At 72.1% G+C, this 17,169-nt stretch carries 15 protein-coding genes; 8 read left to right on the top strand and 7 right to left on the bottom strand.

Translation table 11 applies throughout. The features are described 5' to 3' along the window. Positions 1 to 19 precede the first annotated feature (19 nt). From kdpA to ACLQ3F_RS17020, 3 genes are all read right to left on the bottom strand, one after another. The gene (kdpA, locus tag ACLQ3F_RS17030) at positions 20 to 1,675 is read right to left on the bottom strand and encodes a potassium-transporting ATPase subunit KdpA (RefSeq protein ID WP_357264251.1); all 1,656 of its coding nucleotides are present in this window, start codon (positions 1,673 to 1,675) and stop codon (positions 20 to 22) included. Next, on the bottom strand, positions 1,675 to 1,764 hold the full coding sequence (gene kdpF / locus ACLQ3F_RS17025) for a K(+)-transporting ATPase subunit F (protein ID WP_036410889.1): 90 nt from the start codon (positions 1,762 to 1,764) through the stop codon (positions 1,675 to 1,677). Before kdpF ends, kdpA begins: the two co-directional genes overlap by 1 nt. Before the next feature lie 451 nt (positions 1,765 to 2,215). After that, positions 2,216 to 3,256 (bottom strand): TRM11 family SAM-dependent methyltransferase, encoded by a 1,041-nt coding sequence (locus ACLQ3F_RS17020; RefSeq protein WP_425849973.1) that lies wholly within the window; start codon positions 3,254 to 3,256, stop codon positions 2,216 to 2,218. 72 nt (positions 3,257 to 3,328) lie between these two features. Between ACLQ3F_RS17020 and ACLQ3F_RS17015 the strand changes: the two genes are divergently transcribed. Further along, entirely contained in the window at positions 3,329 to 4,204 is an 876-nt protein-coding gene (locus ACLQ3F_RS17015) for a zf-HC2 domain-containing protein (protein WP_357197428.1), read from the top strand. Position 4,205: 1 nt separating this feature from the next. On the opposite strand, the gene ACLQ3F_RS17010 is transcribed toward ACLQ3F_RS17015, so the two are convergent. From ACLQ3F_RS17010 to ACLQ3F_RS17000, 3 genes are all read right to left on the bottom strand, one after another. Then, positions 4,206 to 4,865, bottom strand: coding sequence for a CGNR zinc finger domain-containing protein (locus ACLQ3F_RS17010; protein WP_425849970.1), 660 nt, complete (start codon positions 4,863 to 4,865; stop codon positions 4,206 to 4,208). A gap of 4 nt (positions 4,866 to 4,869) precedes the next feature. After that, complete coding sequence (locus ACLQ3F_RS17005; RefSeq protein WP_425849967.1) at positions 4,870 to 5,718, bottom strand: MBL fold metallo-hydrolase; 849 nt, start codon at positions 5,716 to 5,718, stop codon at positions 4,870 to 4,872. A gap of 139 nt (positions 5,719 to 5,857) precedes the next feature. After that, positions 5,858 to 6,520 (bottom strand): TetR/AcrR family transcriptional regulator, encoded by a 663-nt coding sequence (locus ACLQ3F_RS17000; RefSeq protein WP_425849965.1) that lies wholly within the window; start codon positions 6,518 to 6,520, stop codon positions 5,858 to 5,860. Between the two features lie 130 nt (positions 6,521 to 6,650). On the opposite strand from ACLQ3F_RS17000, the gene ACLQ3F_RS16995 reads away from it, so the two are divergent. The 7 genes from ACLQ3F_RS16995 to ACLQ3F_RS16965 all read left to right on the top strand — a co-directional run bounded on the left by ACLQ3F_RS16995 (position 6,651) and on the right by ACLQ3F_RS16965 (position 15,527). Further along, on the top strand, positions 6,651 to 7,811 hold the full coding sequence (locus tag ACLQ3F_RS16995) for an acyl-CoA dehydrogenase family protein (protein ID WP_425849963.1): 1,161 nt from the start codon (positions 6,651 to 6,653) through the stop codon (positions 7,809 to 7,811). Beyond that, the gene (locus ACLQ3F_RS16990; RefSeq protein WP_425849961.1) at positions 7,801 to 9,015 is read left to right on the top strand and encodes an acetyl-CoA C-acetyltransferase; all 1,215 of its coding nucleotides are present in this window, start codon (positions 7,801 to 7,803) and stop codon (positions 9,013 to 9,015) included. Before ACLQ3F_RS16995 ends, ACLQ3F_RS16990 begins: the two co-directional genes overlap by 11 nt. Positions 9,016 to 9,029: 14 nt before the next feature. Then, complete coding sequence (locus tag ACLQ3F_RS16985; protein WP_425849959.1) at positions 9,030 to 11,186, top strand: 3-hydroxyacyl-CoA dehydrogenase NAD-binding domain-containing protein; 2,157 nt, start codon at positions 9,030 to 9,032, stop codon at positions 11,184 to 11,186. Further along, the gene (locus ACLQ3F_RS16980; RefSeq protein WP_425849956.1) at positions 11,186 to 12,313 is read left to right on the top strand and encodes a CaiB/BaiF CoA transferase family protein; all 1,128 of its coding nucleotides are present in this window, start codon (positions 11,186 to 11,188) and stop codon (positions 12,311 to 12,313) included. The genes ACLQ3F_RS16985 and ACLQ3F_RS16980 overlap by 1 nt, the downstream gene beginning before the upstream one ends. Before the next feature lie 202 nt (positions 12,314 to 12,515). After that, positions 12,516 to 13,772, top strand: a complete 1,257-nt coding sequence (locus ACLQ3F_RS16975; protein ID WP_425849953.1) for a DUF2786 domain-containing protein — start codon at positions 12,516 to 12,518, stop codon at positions 13,770 to 13,772. Between the two features lie 148 nt (positions 13,773 to 13,920). Next, positions 13,921 to 14,277: a YciI family protein gene (locus ACLQ3F_RS16970; RefSeq protein ID WP_357197465.1), complete on the top strand. Its 357-nt coding sequence runs from the start codon at positions 13,921 to 13,923 to the stop codon at positions 14,275 to 14,277. Next, positions 14,274 to 15,527, top strand: coding sequence for an RNA polymerase sigma factor (locus tag ACLQ3F_RS16965; protein ID WP_425849951.1), 1,254 nt, complete (start codon positions 14,274 to 14,276; stop codon positions 15,525 to 15,527). Before ACLQ3F_RS16970 ends, ACLQ3F_RS16965 begins: the two co-directional genes overlap by 4 nt. A gap of 90 nt (positions 15,528 to 15,617) precedes the next feature. Here the strand turns inward: ACLQ3F_RS16965 and ACLQ3F_RS16960 are convergent, their stop codons facing one another. Beyond that, positions 15,618 to 17,078: an alpha/beta hydrolase gene (locus ACLQ3F_RS16960; RefSeq protein ID WP_425849949.1), complete on the bottom strand. Its 1,461-nt coding sequence runs from the start codon at positions 17,076 to 17,078 to the stop codon at positions 15,618 to 15,620. Between the last annotated feature and the right edge of the window lie 91 nt (positions 17,079 to 17,169).

Here is a 17,169-nt window from a genome sequence, read left to right as displayed (position 1 = left end):
TCCTCGTTCCTCATGATGGTCAGAGCCCCTCTGCCAGCGGACCGAGCGCGAGCGCGGGCAGGAAGGTCAGCGCGACGAGGACCACGGTGACGCCGACGACCATGCCGATGAACAGCGGTCGATGGGTCGGCAGAGTGCCCTCGGACGCGGGGGTGGGTGCCTGGCGGGCCAGCGAGCCGGCCAACGCGAGCACGAAGATCAGCGGCAGGAACCTGCCCAGCAGCATGCACAACCCGAGCGCGGTGTCCCACCAGGTGGTGTTGACAGTGATGCCGCCGAACGCCGAGCCGTTGTTGTTGCTGGCCGAGGTGAACGCGTACAGCACCTCGGAGAGACCGTGCGGGCCGACGTTGAGCGCCGTCGAGTTGTTGCCGGTGCCGAACGCCGCCGCCGTACCGACGAGCACCAGGATCGGCGTGATCAGGAAGTAGAGCGAGGCGAACTTGATCTCGCGGGACCCGATCTTCTTGCCCAGGTACTCGGGAGTGCGGCCCACCATCAGCCCGGCCACGAAGACCGTGATCACCGCGAGGATGAGCAGGCCGTAGAGCCCCGAACCGGTGCCACCCGGCGCGACCTCGCCGAGCATCATGTTGACCATCGTCATCATGCCGCCGAGCGAGGTGAACGAGTCGTGGAACGAGTTCACCGCACCGGTCGAGGTGAGCGTGGTGGCGGCGGCGAAGGTGGCCGAGTTCGACACGTCGAAACGCACCTCCTTGCCCTCCATCGCCGCGCCGACCGCCTGCGGCACAGTGCCGTGGCCGGCCAGCTCGAAGATGTTGGTGATGGCGACGCTGAGGAACGCGAGGATGCCCATCACCGCGGCGATGGCGTAGCCCTGCCGGTTCTGCCCGACCATCCGGCCGAAGACCCGGGGCAGGCTGAACGGGATCAGGAAGATCAGGAAGATCTGCAGCCAGTTCGTCCAGGTGGTCGGGTTCTCGAACGGGTGCGCGCTGTTGACGTTGTAGAAGCCGCCACCGTTGGTGCCCAGCTCCTTGATCACTTCCTGGCTGGCGACCGGACCACCGGTGATGGTCTGGGTGCCGCCGGTCAGCGTGCTCACGTCGGTGCCGGCGGACAGGTTCTGCACCGCCCCGCCGATCATCAACGCGATGGCGCCGAGCACCGCGATCGGCAGCAGGATCCGCAGCGTGATCCGGGTCAGGTCGACCCAGAAGTTGCCGAGCTGCCCGGTACGGCTGCGGGCGAAGCCGCGTACCAACGCGACAGCCACCGCGATGCCGACCGCCGCCGACACGAAGTTCTGCACGGCCAGACCGGCCATCTGCACCAGGTGGCCCATCGTCGACTCACCCGAGTACGACTGCCAGTTCGTGTTCGTCACGAACGACACGGCCGTGTTCCACGCGCCGTGCGGCACCACCGGGTCGAACCCGAGCGACAACCACAGGTGGTTCTGCACCCGCTGGAACAGGTACAGGAACAGGATCGAGACCGCGGAGAACGCCAGCACGCTGCGGGCGTACACGCCCCAGGTCTGCTCGGCTGCCGGATTGACCCCGACCAGTCGGAAGATGCCCCGCTCGACCCGGGACTGCTTGGTGCCGGAGACCGCCCGGAACATGTAGTCGCCGAACGGCTTGTAGACGGCGACCAGGGCCGCCACCAGCGTCAACACGAAGATGACGCCCGCTGTTGTCATGGTCATCAGAAGCGCTCCGGAAACAGCAGGGCGAACACTAGGAACGCGCCCAGGACGACCGCGAGCACCAGACCGACGGCGTTTACCGCGTTCACAGCTTCTCCACCGCCCGGACCACCAGGGCGAGCACTGCGAACAGCACCACCGTCAGGACCACGAACACCACGTCAGACACGCTGACTCCTCAGCCGGAAAGGTTCGTCGCGACCGCCTTCCGGTCGCGCCGGGCAATCAAAGCCCCACCACCCGCCGAACGGCAGGGGTCATAACGCGACCATGACGGGGGCGAACCTTTTCTTGACGTGGTTTTCACGCCCGCCCACTAAACAGGTGAAATGCGGCACAGACCCTCGGTGGTCCGGGGGGGTCGAGACCAGTTGTCCACCCCTTTGCTCTGCACCCGCGGAGGCACCAGCTACGGACCGTGAGTGTCGCCTCCGCGGGTGCAGAGCAAAGGACGCACGAGACCGTGCGCGACCCCGATGGGGTGACGCACTGCGCGGCGCAGGGGCGGAGGGGCGAGGGGCGGAGGGGCGAGACCGGGGGCTAGGCCGGGCGGCGTGCCACCAGCACGTCACGCATGATCGACTGGTCCACCCGGTGCCGCAGCGCGCGGTAGGGCTCGTCGTCGAGCACTGTCAGGCCGGCGTCGGCCAACGCCGCCGCCGCGTCGTCCCGACTGGCGACGTGGGTGTTCCAGGAGATCCCGAGCGCACCGCCGGGCCGCAACAACCGGGCCCAGACCGGTGCGGCGTCCGCGAGCAACGCCAGCGGGTCGCGGGTCAACCCCTGCCCGGCGGTACGGCTGCCGTGCTGCACGCCGTACGGCGCGTCGGCGACGACCAGGTCCACGGTCTCCGGGCGGAAGAACTCCGCCGAGCGGGTGGTGTCGGCGTTGACCACGTCCAGCAGTTGCGTCTGGCCGGCCTTGTGCTCCTCACGGGTCGGCGCCACCTCGATCCGTACCCGCCGGCCGACCACCTTGCGCTCCCGTCGCACCGGCCCCGACTCCAGCACCCGGTGCTTGACCCGCTTCTGCTTCAGCCAGGTGGTGACGAACGCCCGGTACGCCTCGACGTCCTTCTGGTCGCGCTCGATCCCGGCGGCGTCGAAGCCGTACATCAGCGCCTGGTTGAGGGTGGTGCCCCGACCACAGAGCGGGTCGAGCACCCGGAACCGGCGGCTGGTCATCTCGGCGGCCCAGTCCGAGGCGAGCAGTGTGACGTTGAGCAGCAGCTTGGTGAACTGCTCATTGGTCTTGCCCGGGTACTTCTGAATGGTGAGCAGATCGTCGTCGTAGCGGTCCAGACGGCTCCACTCGATCGGCCGCAACAGCTCACCGACGATCTCGAACAACGCGTACCCGGCGGAGAGGTTGCCCAGGACGGCCAGGTCACGCTCGGTCAGCCCGTCGCCGGTGAACGTGATGTAGGACGCCCCTCCCACGACCTCGGTGTCCAGCTCGCCGATCCGACCGTCGAGTGCCGAGCGGCCGAAGATCTCCAGCTCGGCCCGGGTGAGGTCGACTGCGGCGCGGGCGTACACCCGGTTGGTGGCGGGCAGGATCAGCAGGCCGTAACGCGTCATGATCCGGCGAGTATTCCACAACGGGTCACGGTCGCCGGGAACCGGAGCGGCTGCCGGAGCGACTACCGATACATGGGGTGTGAGCAGTGGCGGGAGGTCCTGTCCGCGCAGTTGGACGGGGAGGAGACCGCCGCCGAACTGGCGGCGGTGCAGGGGCACCTCGACGGGTGTGCCGATTGCCGGGCCTGGTTCACGGCGGCGGCCGCGGTGACCCGTCGGGTTCGTACCCGATTGGTGGTCGAGGTGCCCGACCGGACGGCGGCGATCCTTGCCGCCGCCAGCGCGGACCCGGCCCGCCGGTCACGCTGGCGGCGTGGCCCGCTGGTCGCCGGCCTGCGAAAGGTGCCCGGACGGGGTCAGCTCGCCGCCGGCCTGCGCGCGGCGTTCGGACGTGGCCCGCTCGTGGCCGGCCTGCGGTCGGCGCTCGGGCTGCTCGGCGCGGTGCAACTGGTGCTCGGCCTGGCCCAGGTCGGCCGGGGCGCGACCGCCGACCACCTGCACCCCACCGGCCAACACCTGTGGCACGAGTCGGCGGCGTGGAACGTGGCAGTGGGCGCGGGCTTCCTGTTCGTGGCGTTGCGCCGCAGCCCGCCCGCCGGGCTGCTGCCGATGCTCAGCGCGTTCGTCGGCACGTTGCTGCTGCTGTCGGTGAACGACCTGGCCACCGGTTCGGTGGGCGGGGAACGGCTGATCAGCCATGGCTTCCTGGTGGTCGGCTACCTGATCACCGTGGCGCTGTCCCGGCCCGGGCTGCGCCCCGGTGGCCCGGCACCGCAGCGGCAGCCGACGCCGTCCCGCTGGCGCTTCGGGGCCGACGAGGTGGACCGGCCGCTGCGGGTGGTGCGCCCCGAGTCCTATCCGGCGCAGGCGGCCGACCGGTTCGCCGCACCGGCGGCGCACAGCGGTCGGCCCCGCACCGGCCAGGGCGACGAACGCCGGGCCGCCTGAGTCAGTCCGCCTGCCGTTGGCGCGCGCGGTGGGCGCGCAGGTTGGTGGGGTGCCCGCAGACGCGTACGGAGTGCCAGGCCCCGCTGTTGTTGCGGGAGCGGTCGTAGAACGCCACCCGGCAGCGGGGGTTGCGGCAGGTCTTGATCCGCCGCCCCACGTCGGCGAGCTGCGCCTCGAACAGTGCGCCGAGAACGAGCGAGACCAGCAGATCGACACCGAACCCGGCGGGGTCGAGGTGGACGGAGCCGTCTCGATCGAGCCGGAGCGTGGCACCGGTGGTACGAGATCCGGTCGGAACCCGGTTCGACGCTCCGACGGGTTGCCCGGGGTCCGGCGTGATGCGGAGCCTGGCATCGATCTCGTCCGACAATTCCTCGCGGAAGATGCGCAGCGCCCGGAGCCCTGCGGCGTCGAGCGTGACGTCGGGCGCCGGGCGCCCGGTGGCGGTCGACCACTGCGCGACGGCCAGGTGGGCCCACTCCGTGGCGCTGTCCAGGTCGTCCAGGAGGTCCGGTTGCCGTGGCGCGCCGGCCGAGATCGTGTTGAGCAGATCCTGGACGAGCCCGAGGCCACCTGGGGCGGCGTCCAGGTCGTACCTCGCGGTGGCGGGCCACGACCCGACCACCACATCTGCTGGGTGGTCGGGGATCGAGGGCACCATCAGCTCACTTCCCGAGCAGGGCAAGCGCCCCGTACCACGCGGGTCCCGGATTGATCCGGTCTGGGTAGAGTCGCACGATCTCGTCGAAGAACTCACTGGCGGTCTGCTTCTCGGCCAACAGCCGCTGCACGTTCAGCAGGTACTGCCGGGTCTGGTCGATGCTGGCCGGGTCGTCGGGGAGGTCCCGGTTCTTGTGACTGGCGACGACTGTGCGGGGTGCGAGCGCCTCGACGCGGTCGAGGGCGTCGAGCCATTGCCGCAGGCCCCCGTTGGCGCTCTCCGAGATGTACTGGTGAACCCCGTTGTAGACGACGTCACCGGCGACCACCAGGCCGATCGACGGAACGTGCAGCACGGTGGACTGGTCGGTGTCGGTGTGCCCGGTTTCGACGGGCTGGATGAGATTGCCCTCCAGCAGGAACCCGTCGGCCGGCACGGGCACCGCGTCGACCGGCGACTCCGGGATCAGGCCGGGGAAATCCCTGTCGAACACCTCACTCCGGCCAACAGTGGCCTGCTGGTGCATGACCTCGATGGTGCCGGGCGTCGCGTAGGTGACGGCACCGGGGAAGCGCTTGACCAGCTCAGCCGCACCGAACCAGTGGTCGCCGTGCCCGTGGGTGGCGTAGATGTACGTCAGCCGCTTACCCGACTGGGCGATCCAGTCGCCCACCTTCGCGATCTGCTCGTGGGTGAAGGGTGGGTCCACGAGAAGGGCCTCCTCGGCCCCGAAGATCAACGTGGACGCGACCGGGCTTCCGTAGAGCCTCGACCCGTCCGGCATGCGCCGATCACCGGCTCGCATCGGGCCGTCTGAGACGAACACCTCGTAGGACAGCGCAGATGTGGTCATGTCTCCTCCTCCGGTGACGCGGTCGGCGGCACGTCGGGGTTGGGTACCCGTAGACCGCTGAAATAACCGTAGCCCCTATGCCTATTTCACCGGCAATCATCGGGCCCATGGCCTGCGTCACCCGCCCCCGAGTCAGGCCCTACGCCGAAGGTCCAGCCGGCTGCGCCGGGCGGGGCGGACCGTCGTCGGCGAGGGCCTGCGGGATGACCTGCTCGACGATGGTCAGCAGGGTGGTGGTGAGCAGCAGGTGCACCTGGGCACGGGTCAGCGCGCCGCGCTGAAGCCACTCGCGGGCGGTCGACGTCGCCAGCCCGCCGTACGCGCGGACCATCCCGCGCAACTCCTCGCGGTGCTCCGCCTCGCCGGCCAACCCGACGGCGACCAGCATCCGGTCCGCGGCGACCTCCTCGGCCTCGGCGAGCACCCGCTCCACGTCGGCGTCACCGCCCATCCCCCGGGCGGTGACCGCCGCCAGCCACGAGGTGCTGTGCCGGGACACCACGTCGAGGAACCAGGTGACGCTGGCGTCGACCCGGGTCCGGAGATCACCCTTGGGCAGCCGCTCCACTGCAACCTCGGGGATGGTCACCATGACCCGGACGACCTCCAGGTAGAGGTCCTTCTTCGCACCGAAGTAATGGTTGACCAGGCCGCGAGCGACACCTGCCTCGCGGGCCACGTCGGTGGTCGACACGTCCGCGTACGGGCGCTCGCCGAACAGCCGGACCGCGCAGGCCAGGATCTGCCCACGCCGGGCGTCCGGCTCCAAACGGCGGCGGCGCGGAGCCGTCTCGACATTCATCTGCCCGACCCTATCGACAGCTCACCGGTCAGCAGCCGTTCCTCACCCTGATCACCGCACGCCCCGACGCCGCCGCAGCCGTCCAGCACCGCTTATTGACAGCGTGCCAACAGGGCGCGAGGGTGTGCACATGTCGACGCCCGACCATCCCCCCTCGCCCTGGCGCGAACCGGAACACGACGACCTCGCCGAGCTGGCCCGCACCTTCTTCACCAAGGAGGTGCTGCCGCACGCCGAACGCCTCCTCGCGCAGGGCCACCCGGACCGCGGGCACTACCGGCGCGCCGGTGAGCTGGGGCTGCTCGGCCTGTCGGTCCCTGAGGAGTACGGCGGTGGAGGCGGCGGGTTCACCCACGAGGCGGTGCTGCTGCACGAGCAGGCGTACACCGGGGAGAGCAGTCTGGGCCTCGCCGTCCACAGTGGCATCGTCACCGGCTACCTGGTGGCGTACGGCAGCGAGGAGCAGAAGCGGCGCTGGCTGCCCGGCCTGTGCAGCGGCGAACTGGTCGGTGCCATCGCGATGACCGAACCGGACGGCGGCTCCGATCTTCAGGCGATGCGGACCCGGGCGGTCCGCGACGGCGACGACTACCTGGTCACCGGCGCGAAGACGTTCATCACCAACGGTGGCCTGGCCGACCTGATCATCGTCGCCGTGAAGACCGACCCCGAGCAGCGGGCGGCCGGCGTCTCGCTGCTTGTCTGCGAGGTGGGCGGTGACCCGGAGGGCTTCCGGCGAGGCCGGCTGCTGTCCAAGATCGGCCTGCACGCCAACGACACGGCGGAGTTGTTCTTCGACGAGTTCCGGGTGCCGGCGGCCAACCTGCTCGGCGGCGCCGAAGGGCTGGGCTTCGTCCAACTCATGCAGCAGCTTCCGCAGGAACGGCTGGTCATCGGTGTGGGCGCGGTCGCCGCCATGGAACGGGCGGTCGCGCTGACTGTCGCGTACGCCAAGGAGCGCACCGCCTTCGGCAAGGCGTTGATGGGTCACCAGAACACCCGGATGGTGCTCGCCGAGTGCGCCACCCGCGCCCGCGTCAGCCGCGTCTTCCTGGACGACTGCATCGTCCGACACACCCGTGGCGACCTGGACGTCTCCACAGCGGCGATGGCGAAGTCATGGCTCACTGACGGGCAGTGCGAGGTCGTCGACAGGTGCCTTCAGCTCTTCGGCGGCTACGGCTACACGACGGAGTACCCGATCGCCCGGATGTACGCCGACGCCCGCGTCCAGAAGATCTACGGCGGCACCAACGAGATCATGAAGGAGTTGATCGCCCGTGCCCTCTGAGGCGTACGTCTATGACGCGGTCCGCACCCCGCGCGGACGCGGCCGGGACACCGGCGCGCTGCACGGGGTCAAGCCCATCTCCCTCGTGGTCGGCCTGATCGACGCGTTGCGGGAGCGCAACCCCGGCCTGGACGTGGGCCGGCTGGAGGATCTGCTGCTCGGCATCGTGACCCCGGTCGGCGAGCAGGGCGGCGACCTGGCCCGGGCGGCCGCGCTGCTGGCCGGGCTGCCGGACCAGGTCGGCGGGGTGCAGCTCAACAGGTTCTGCGCCTCCGGGTTGGAGGCGGTCAACTCCGCCGCCGCGCGAATCCGCTCCGGTTGGGAGCATCTGCTGCTCGCCGGCGGGGTCGAGTCGATGTCCCGGGTGCCGATGGGCTCCGACGGGGCGGCCTGGGCCACCGATCCGCAGACCGCGCTGGCCACGTCGTTCGTGCCGCAGGGCGTCAGCGCGGACCTGATCGCCACCCTGGAGGGCTTCACCCGCGACGACGTGGACGGCTACGCGCTGCGGTCGCAGGAGCGGGCCGCCAAGGCGTGGGCCGGCGGATACTTTGCCCGCTCGGTGGTGCCGGTCCGCGACGGCAACGGCCTGGACATCCTCACCGTCGACGAGCACCCGCGCCCGGAGACGACCCGGGAGGCGCTGGCCAAGCTCACCCCGTCGTTCGCCACGATGGGTGAGGCGGCCGGCTTCGACGCGGTCGCGTTGCAGAAGTTCCACTGGCTGGAGGCCATCGAGCACGTCCACCACGCGGGCAACTCGTCCGGCATCGTGGACGGTGCCGCGCTGGTGCTGATCGGGTCGGAACAGGTGGGTCAGGATCTCGGCCTCACCCCGCGCGCCCGGATCGTCGGCGCGGCAGTCACCGGCGCGGACCCGACGCTGATGTTGACCGGCCCGATCCCGGCCACCCACAAGGCGCTGGCCGTAGCCGGGCTGACAGTCGACGACATCGACCTGTTCGAGATCAACGAGGCGTTCGCCGCGGTGGTGCTCAAGTACGTCCGCGACCTGGGCCTCGACCCGGACCGGGTGAACGTCAACGGCGGCGCGATCGCGCTCGGCCACCCGCTCGGCGCGACCGGAGCGATGCTGCTCGGTACGGCGTTGGACGAGTTGGAGCGCCGCGACCTGCGCCGGGCCGTGGTGACCCTGTGCATCGGCGGCGGCATGGGCGTCGCCACAGTTCTCGAGCGCTGCTGACCCGGAGGACGACAATGACAGACACCATCCGGTACGACCGCGGCGCCGACGGCATCGTCACGCTCACCCTGGACGACCCCACCCAGTCCGCCAACACCATGAACCGGGCGTACGCCGCCTCGATGAGCGCGGTGCTGGACCGGCTGGAGGCCGAGCCCGATCTCGTCGGCGTCATAGTGACCAGCGCGAAGTCGACCTTCTTCGCCGGCGGGGACCTGCCCGAGATGATCCGGGCGACCCGCGCCGACGCGCCCGACCTGGCCGACCTGCTCGGCGCCATCAAACGGGACCTGCGCCGGCTGGAGACGCTGGGCCGACCGGTGGTCGCCGCGGTCAACGGCTCCGCGCTCGGCGGTGGCCTGGAGATCGCGCTCGCCTGCCACCACCGGATCGCGCTGGACACCCCCGGCAGCCGGCTCGGGCTGCCCGAGGTGACGCTGGGCCTGCTGCCCGGGGCGGGTGGCGTCACCCGGACCGTGCGGATGCTCGGCCTGGCCGGCGCGCTGACCACGGTGCTGCTCACCGGCCGGCGGATGCGCCCGACCGAGGCGCTGTCGGTCGGGCTGGTCGACGAGGTGGTCGCCACGCCCGCCGAACTGCTGGACCGGGCACGGGCCTGGATCGCGGCGAACCCGCACCCGGCGCAACGGTGGGACCGGCCGGACTATCGGATGCCGGGCGGCACCCCGGCGAGCCGCTCGCTGGCCGCACAACTGCCCGCCTTCCCGGCGACGCTGCGCAAGCAGCTCAAGGGTGCCCGGCTACCCGCGCCCGAGGCGATCCTCGCCGCCGCCGTCGAGGGCGCGCAGGTCGACCTGGAGACCGCCCTGACGGTGGAGACCCGGCACCTGATCGGCCTGCTCACCGGGCAGGTCGCCAAGAACATGATCGGTGCGTTCTTCTTCGACCTGAAGGCCGTCAACGGTGGTGCGGCCCGACCGACCGGTGTGGACGCCGCACCGGTACGCCGGGTGGCGGTGCTCGGGGCCGGCATGATGGGCGCGGGCATCGCGTACGCCTGCGCCAGCGCCGGGCTGGACGTCGTGGTCAAGGACGTCACCCCGGAGGCCGCCGGCCGGGCCCGCGAACACGCCGAGCGCCTACTGGCCCGCGCCGTACGCAAGGGCCGCAAGACCGAGGCGGACGCCCGCGCCGTACTGGACCGGATCACCACCACCGACCAGGCGGACGCGCTGGCCGGCTGCGACGCGGTCATCGAGGCGGTCTTCGAGGACCCGGCGCTGAAACAGCGGGTCTTCGCCGAGGTGCTGCCCGTCCTGGCGCCCGACGCGTTGCTCGCCTCCAACACCTCCACCCTGCCGATCACCGGGCTGGCCGCCGGCGTGGACCGGCCGGCGGACTTCATCGGCATGCACTTCTTCTCTCCGGTGGACCGGATGCCGCTGCTGGAGATCGTGGTGGGCGAGCGGACCGGGGACGTGGCGCTGGCCCGGGCCTTCGACCTGGGCCGGCGGATCGGCAAGACCCCGATCGTGGTCAACGACGGCCGGGGCTTCTTCACCAGCCGGGTGATCGGCAGGTTCATCGACGAGGCGGTCGGCATGGTCGCCGAGGGTGTCCCCGCCGCATCGGTGGAGCAGGCCGCCCTCCAGGCCGGCTACCCGACCGGGCCGCTGGCGCTGGCCGACGAGGTCAGTCTCACGCTGATCCAACGGATCCGCCGCCAGTTCGAGGCGGCCAGCGAGGAGTTCCGCCCGCTGCCGGCGCACCGCCTGGTGGACGAGCTGGTCGACGCGTACGACCGGCCGGGGCGCGCCGCGGGACGCGGCTTCTACTCCTACGACGAGGGTGCCCGGGGCCGGCTGTGGTCCGGGCTCGCCGACCTGATCACCGACGCGGGTCGGGCGGTGCCGTTCACCGACCTTCAGGAGCGGATGCTCTTCGCCGAGGCGCTGGACGCGCTGCGCTGCCTCGACGAGGGGGTGCTGCGCACCGAGACCGACGCCAACATCGGCTCGATCTTCGGCATCGGCTTCCCGGCGTGGACGGGCGGGGTGATCCGCTACGTCCGGCAGTACACGGGCGGCCCGGCCGGCTTCGCGGCCCGTGCCACCGAGCTGGCCGCCAGCTACGGCGACCGGTTCACGCCCCCCGCCGACCTGGCCGACCGGCTCGCCGCCCTTCGGGCCGAACCGGCTGACGTCGCGTGATGGCGGCCCGCGGTGGGCCGCTGGCCGGGGTGCGCGTGGTCGAGCTGGCCAGCCTCGCCCCGGCGCCGTTCGGCTGCATGGTGCTCGCCGACCTCGGCGCGGACGTGGTGCGGGTGGACCGGCCGGGCGCACCGGGAGCGGGCCGGCTGGCCGCACCGACCAGCGGGCCGTTGCAACGCGGCCGGCAAGTCACTGCGCTGGACCTCAAGTCCCCGGCCGGGGTGGCGGACCTGCTGCGCCTCGCCGACCGCGCGGACGTGCTGGTCGAGGCGTACCGGCCGGGGGTGGCCGAGCGGCTCGGCATCGGGCCGGAGGTGTGCCAGGCCCGCAACCCCCGACTGGTGTACGCGCGGATGACCGGCTGGGGTCAGGACGGCCCGCTGGCAGCCCGAGCCGGGCACGACATCGACTACATCGCGGTGGCCGGGGCGTTGGAGCCGCTCGGACGGGCCGGCGAACGCCCGTACGCGCCGATGAACCTCCTCGGCGACTTCGGCGGCGGCGGGATGCTGCTCGCCGTCGGGGTGCTGGCTGCGCTGCTGGAGCGGGAGCGCTCCGGCTTCGGCCAGGTGGTCGACGCGGCGATGGTGGACGGCTCGGCGCTGCTCACCTCGTTCCTGCACGGGCTGCTCGGCGCCGGCCTGTGGGCCGCCCCACGCGGGGGCAACATGTTCGACGGCGGGGCCCCGTTCTACGACACGTACGCCGCCGCCGACGGTGGATTCATGGCGGTCGGCGCGATGGAACCGGCCTTCTACGCCGTACTGCTCACCGGCCTCGGCCTCGCCGACGACCCGGACCTGCCCGCCCAGTACGACCCGAGCGGCTGGGACGAGCTGCGCCGCCGGTTCACCGAACGGTTCGCCGAGCGCACCCGGGACGAGTGGACGGCGGTCTTCGCCGACCTGGACGCCTGCGTCGCGCCGGTGCTCGCCCCCGGCGAGGCGCACGCGCACCCGCACAACGCGGCCCGGGGCACGTTCGTCGAGGTGGGCGGCGAGATCCAGCCGGCCCCCGCACCCCGCTTCGACCGCACCCCGACCGACCGGCCGACCCCGGCACCCAACCCGGAGCAGGACGTCCTACCCGTCGAGGAGATCCTCACCCACTGGCCCCAGCGCGCCTGACCGTCCCCCTCACCCTGTTGATCAAGAGGTTTGCGTCAGGAAATCGCCTTCCGGTGACGCAAACCTCTTGATCAACGGCGACGGGGACGGGCGGGGCGGGGGCGGCCGGCGATATCCCCGTTTCGTGGCTCCCGGGCCACTGACGGCATGATCATGGAGCCTGGAGAGGCAGCGACAGCCAGATCCCGAGAAGGAGGTGCCCGTGCCGGACGCGGACGAACTCGTCGCCAACGCGCTCGCGGCGGTGCGCGGCACTGACGTACGACAGGCCGAACGGCAGCTGGACCAACTGATGGTCGGCACCGGCGCCGTGGACGGCAGCACGGCGGTGGACGCCGCTCTGCTGCGTCGCCTGGTCCGCGCACTGGGTCGGCTCTGGCCGCGCGGTTGGCAGCCGGTCGACGTGGACCGGATCACCAGTCGACGGCTCGACGGCCGCGCGGCGCGGCTGGTCCGTGCCGCGATGGCCGTTCAGCGGCGCGACCAGGCCGAGCCGGTCCCGGCCTGGTGGGACGACCAGCTACGCGAGTTGGCGGCCACCAAGGCCGACGGCAGCGTGGTGGCTGGCTGGGCCAGCCAGGAGGGTCTGGACCGGGCCGACGCGCTCCGCTCGGCAGTGGACGCTCTCGCGCTGGTGGAGAGCCTGCCGCCGATCGCGGTGCTGCGCCCACCGCCGGGCACGAGCGGCGCGGCACTGCCCCGCACGGCGGGCACGGCTCGCAGCGGGTCGCCGATGCTGGATCGGGTGCGGGCGCTGCTGGCGAAGGCCGAGTCGACGACCTTCCCGGCGGAGGCGGAGGCACTGACGGGAAAGGCCCAGGAGCTGATTGCCCGGCACAGCATCGACGAGGCGTTGCTGGCGGCCGGGTCCGAGCGCGGTGACCTGCCCGGCGGGGTACGTCTGAGCACCGACGCCCCGTACGCGGGCGCGAAGGCGCTGCTGGTGCAGGAGGTGGCGGCGGCGAACCGGTGCGAGGCGGTCTGGTCCGACGATCTGGGCTTCGCCACAGTGCTGGGCTGGCCGGCCGATCTGGTGGCGGTCGAGTTGCTCTACACGTCGCTGCTGGTCCAGGCCACGGCGGCGATGCTGCGTGGCCGTGCCGAGCGTCGGCCGGGGTCGGGGCGGCGGACGAAGGTCTGGGACGAGTCCTTCCTCAACGCGTTCGCGCTGCGGATCGGCGAGCGGCTGCGCACGGCCACCGAGGCGGCGACCACCGCGGCGGACGAGGCGGCGGCCGAGACGGCGGGGGCGGAAGGACTGTTGCCGGTGCTCGCGGCGCGGGGCGAGGCGGTCCGGGAGCGGTTGGACTCGCTCTTCCCCGGCGTCACCCGGCACCGGCTCAGCGTGCGCGACGCCGAGGGCTGGTCGTCCGGCACCTCGGCCGCCGACCGGGCCTCGCTGGACGTCGGGGGCGCCCGGAAGCCCCGACAGGTGCCCGGCCGACCCGATCCGCGCTGAACCGTCCGGCGTGGGAACGCCCCCGGCGGATGTATCTGCGATCTTCTTCGGTACGCGGTAGGGATCGGGGGATCAGCTCCGACCCTCCGGTGAGTCGCGCCCCGATCGGGGTGCGACCAGAGCCTGAGGAGCAATCGCCGTGAAGTACATGCTGCTGATCTGGAACCGGCCCGGCTTCACCGAGAGTCTGAGCGAGCAGGAGCGCACCGCCCTCTTCGGCGAGGTCGACGAGATCATGAAGGAGCTGACCGAGACCGGCGAGCTGATCGGCGGCCAGGCGTTGGCGAATCCGTCGCAGACGTTGACGGTCCGGCTCGTGGACGGCAGCCCCGAGGTTCTCGACGGCCCGTTCATGGAGAGCAAGGAGCAGTTCGCCGGCTACCTGGCCGTCGACTGCGACACCCCGCAGCGGGCTGCCGAGATTGCGGCCCGCTGGCCGGACGTCCGGTACGGCGGCGCCATGGAGGTCCGCCCGATCATGGACGAGGCTGGGACGGAGATGTGACCGAGGACCGGACGGTCGAGGACCTGCTGCGCACGTTCGCGCCGCAGGTCCTCGGCCTGCTGGTCCGTCGGCATGGACAGTTCGACAGGTGCGAGGACGCGGTCCAGGAGGCACTGCTCGCCGCCGCGACGCAGTGGCCCGGGCAGGGCGTGCCGGACAATCCGCGCGCCTGGTTGCTCACCGTTGCCACCCGCCGGCTCACCGACGAGTGGCGCAGCGAGAGCGCGCGCCGGGACCGCGAGGTGGCGGTGGCGCGGCGCGAGCCGGCGTACGCCGGGGTGGCGCCCGCGGCGGACGCGGAGCCCACCGTTGCGGCCGACGACGACACCCTCACGCTGCTGTTCCTCTGCTGCCACCCGGCGCTGCCCGGCTCGGCGCAGGTGGCGCTCACACTGCGGGCGGTCGGCGGTCTCAGCACCGCCCAGATCGCCCGGGCGCACCTGGTGCCCGAGGCGACGATGAGTCAACGGATCCGACGGGCCAAGCAGCGGATCGAGGCTGCCGGGGCACGGTTCACGATGCCCGGGCCGGCCGAGCGGGGCGAGCGGCTGGGCACGGTGCTGCGGGTGCTCTACCTGATCTTCAACGAGGGCTACACCGCGTCCAGTGGCCAGGACCTGCGCCGGGCCGAGCTGACCGGCGAGGCGATCCGGCTGGCTCGCATCCTGCGCGGGCTGCTGCCCGACGACGGCGAGGTGACCGGGCTGCTGGCGCTGATGCTGCTGACCGATGCGCACCGGGCGGCCCGGGTGGGGCCGGACGGGGAGTTGGTGCCGCTGGCGGAGCAGGACCGTTCCCGGTGGGACGTCGCCGCCATCGCGGAGGGGGTAGCGCTGATCACCGAGGCGCTGACCTGGTCGCCGCCCGGCCCGTACCAGCTCCAGGCGGCCATCGCCGCTGTGCACGCCGAGGCGTCGACGGCGGCGGAGACGGACTGGCGGCAGATCGTCGCGCTCTACCGACTGCTGGCCCGGATCGCGCCGAATCCGATGGTCACCCTCAACCAGGCGGTGGCGGTGGCCATGGTCGACGGGCCCCGGGCCGGCCTCGCCCTGCTCACGCCGTTGGACGCCGACGAACGCACGGCCGGGCACCACCGGCTGGCCGCCGTCCGGGCTCACCTGTTGGAGCTGGCTGGGGAGGTCGGTGCGGCGCGGGAGGCGTACCTGGTGGCGGCGCGGGGCACCACGAGCCGGCCAGAGCAGCGCTACCTGGAGGTGCGGGCGGCCCGGCTGACCGGGCAGGGCTGAGCGACGTCGCCTTGCCGCTTTGGCACCAATTGTCACGCCGCTGAGCACAGCGCTGCCGGCCGCCGGGCGCCCGGCGGCCGGCAGCGGCGGTCACACCTCGGGTTCGACGGCCGGGCAGCTGGCACCCCGGGCGGGCACCACCTGATCGATCAGGTACGAGTCGACGGCTCGTTGCACGCACTGGCTACTGCTGTAGCTGCCGTGCCCCCACCCCTGGTAGGTGAGCACCGCGCCGTGCCGGCCCAACTGTCGCGCCACGTTGCGCGCCCAGTCGTAGCCAGTGGCCGGGTCGTGCACCGTGGCGGCGAGCAGCAGCGGCACGTCGGTGTGGACCCGTAGCCGATGCTGCGGGTTGGCCACCGGCGTCGGGGCGCCCAGGCAGGTGACCAGTGCGAACAGCGCCGGCGGGTAGCGCAGGTCCGGCGCGAGCCGGGCCGCCCGGCGCAGATGTCCGACGTACTCGCGGTAGTCGCGCACCGGCAGGCTCCAGTCCTGACAGAAAACCGCGAAGGGGTACGGAGCCACGGCGTCGGCGGTCGATGGGCCGGCGCTTCGCATGGCGGTGGCGGCATCCATCCTGCCCAGCCACTCGGCCAGGCCCGGCCACCGCCAGGTGTCGTAGAACTCCTTGTGGGTGAGCCGACTCAATTCGAACGGGGTCAGCACCACCCCGGGCCGCTTCGGGTCGGTCAGCAGGCCGCGCTCGGCCCGCACGTGCAGCCCGGCCCAGATCGACCGGAGGTCCCGGCCGTGCAGGGCACAGGCCGTGGACCGTTCACACCAGGCGGCGAACTCGTCGAACGCGCCCTCCGCTGTGGCGGCCTGGGTGTCCAGGAAGGCGCGGGTGCCGAGGCTGTGGTCCATCGTGGCCTCCAGCACCACGGCCCGGACCCGGTCGGGGTACAGCTCGGCGTACCGCTGCCCGAGCAGGGTGCCGTACGAGCTGCCGTGGAAGGTCAACTGCCGTTCGCCGAGCGCGGCGCGGACCGCGTCCAGGTCGCGGGCGGCACTGGTGGTGTCGACGTGGTCGTAGAGCGCCCCGGTGCGGGCCCGGCAGTCGGCGCGCAGCAGCGCGTTGTCGGCCAGTGTGGCGTCGAACTGCGCCTGGTCGGCGATCAGTTGCGGTTGCCGGGCGAGCAGGTCCCGGGCGCAGACCACCGGGTGGCTGCCGCCGGTGCCGCGTGGGTCGAAGCTGACGATGTCGAACCGGGCCCGCAGGTCGGCGCTGAATCGGGAGCTGCCGTCCACCACCCGGTCGACCCCGCTGTCGCCCGGCCCGCCGGGGCCGAAGACCAGCGCGCCTTCGCGGGTGGCCGGGTCGGCGACCCGGCGGGCCAGCGACAGGTCGAAGCGCTCACCCCCGGGTCGGTTCCAGTCCACCGGCAGCGACAGGGTGCCGCACTCGGCGCTGGTGTCAGTGGCGCAGGGCCGCCAGTCGATAGTCCGGGCGGGCTGTGGTCGGGCGGCGGCCGGGCTCGCCGGGGTCAGGCCGGCGGCCGTCAGGGCCAGGGCGACGGCCCAGCCGACTGCGGATTTGCGTGAGCGCAGCATGAGGTGCTGTCCTCTCCTCGAAGGAGCGTTGCCGGTGAAAATCGCCCACTGGGCGAGGTGATGCTGCTTCCACCCGGGCCGTCGAGTAGCC

The organism is Micromonospora sp. DT15, assembly GCF_049841475.1.
Classification (GTDB): Bacteria; Actinomycetota; Actinomycetes; order Mycobacteriales; family Micromonosporaceae; genus Micromonospora.
Note: the sequence above shows the minus strand (reverse complement) of the source record. Positions and strands in the feature narration are given on the sequence as shown.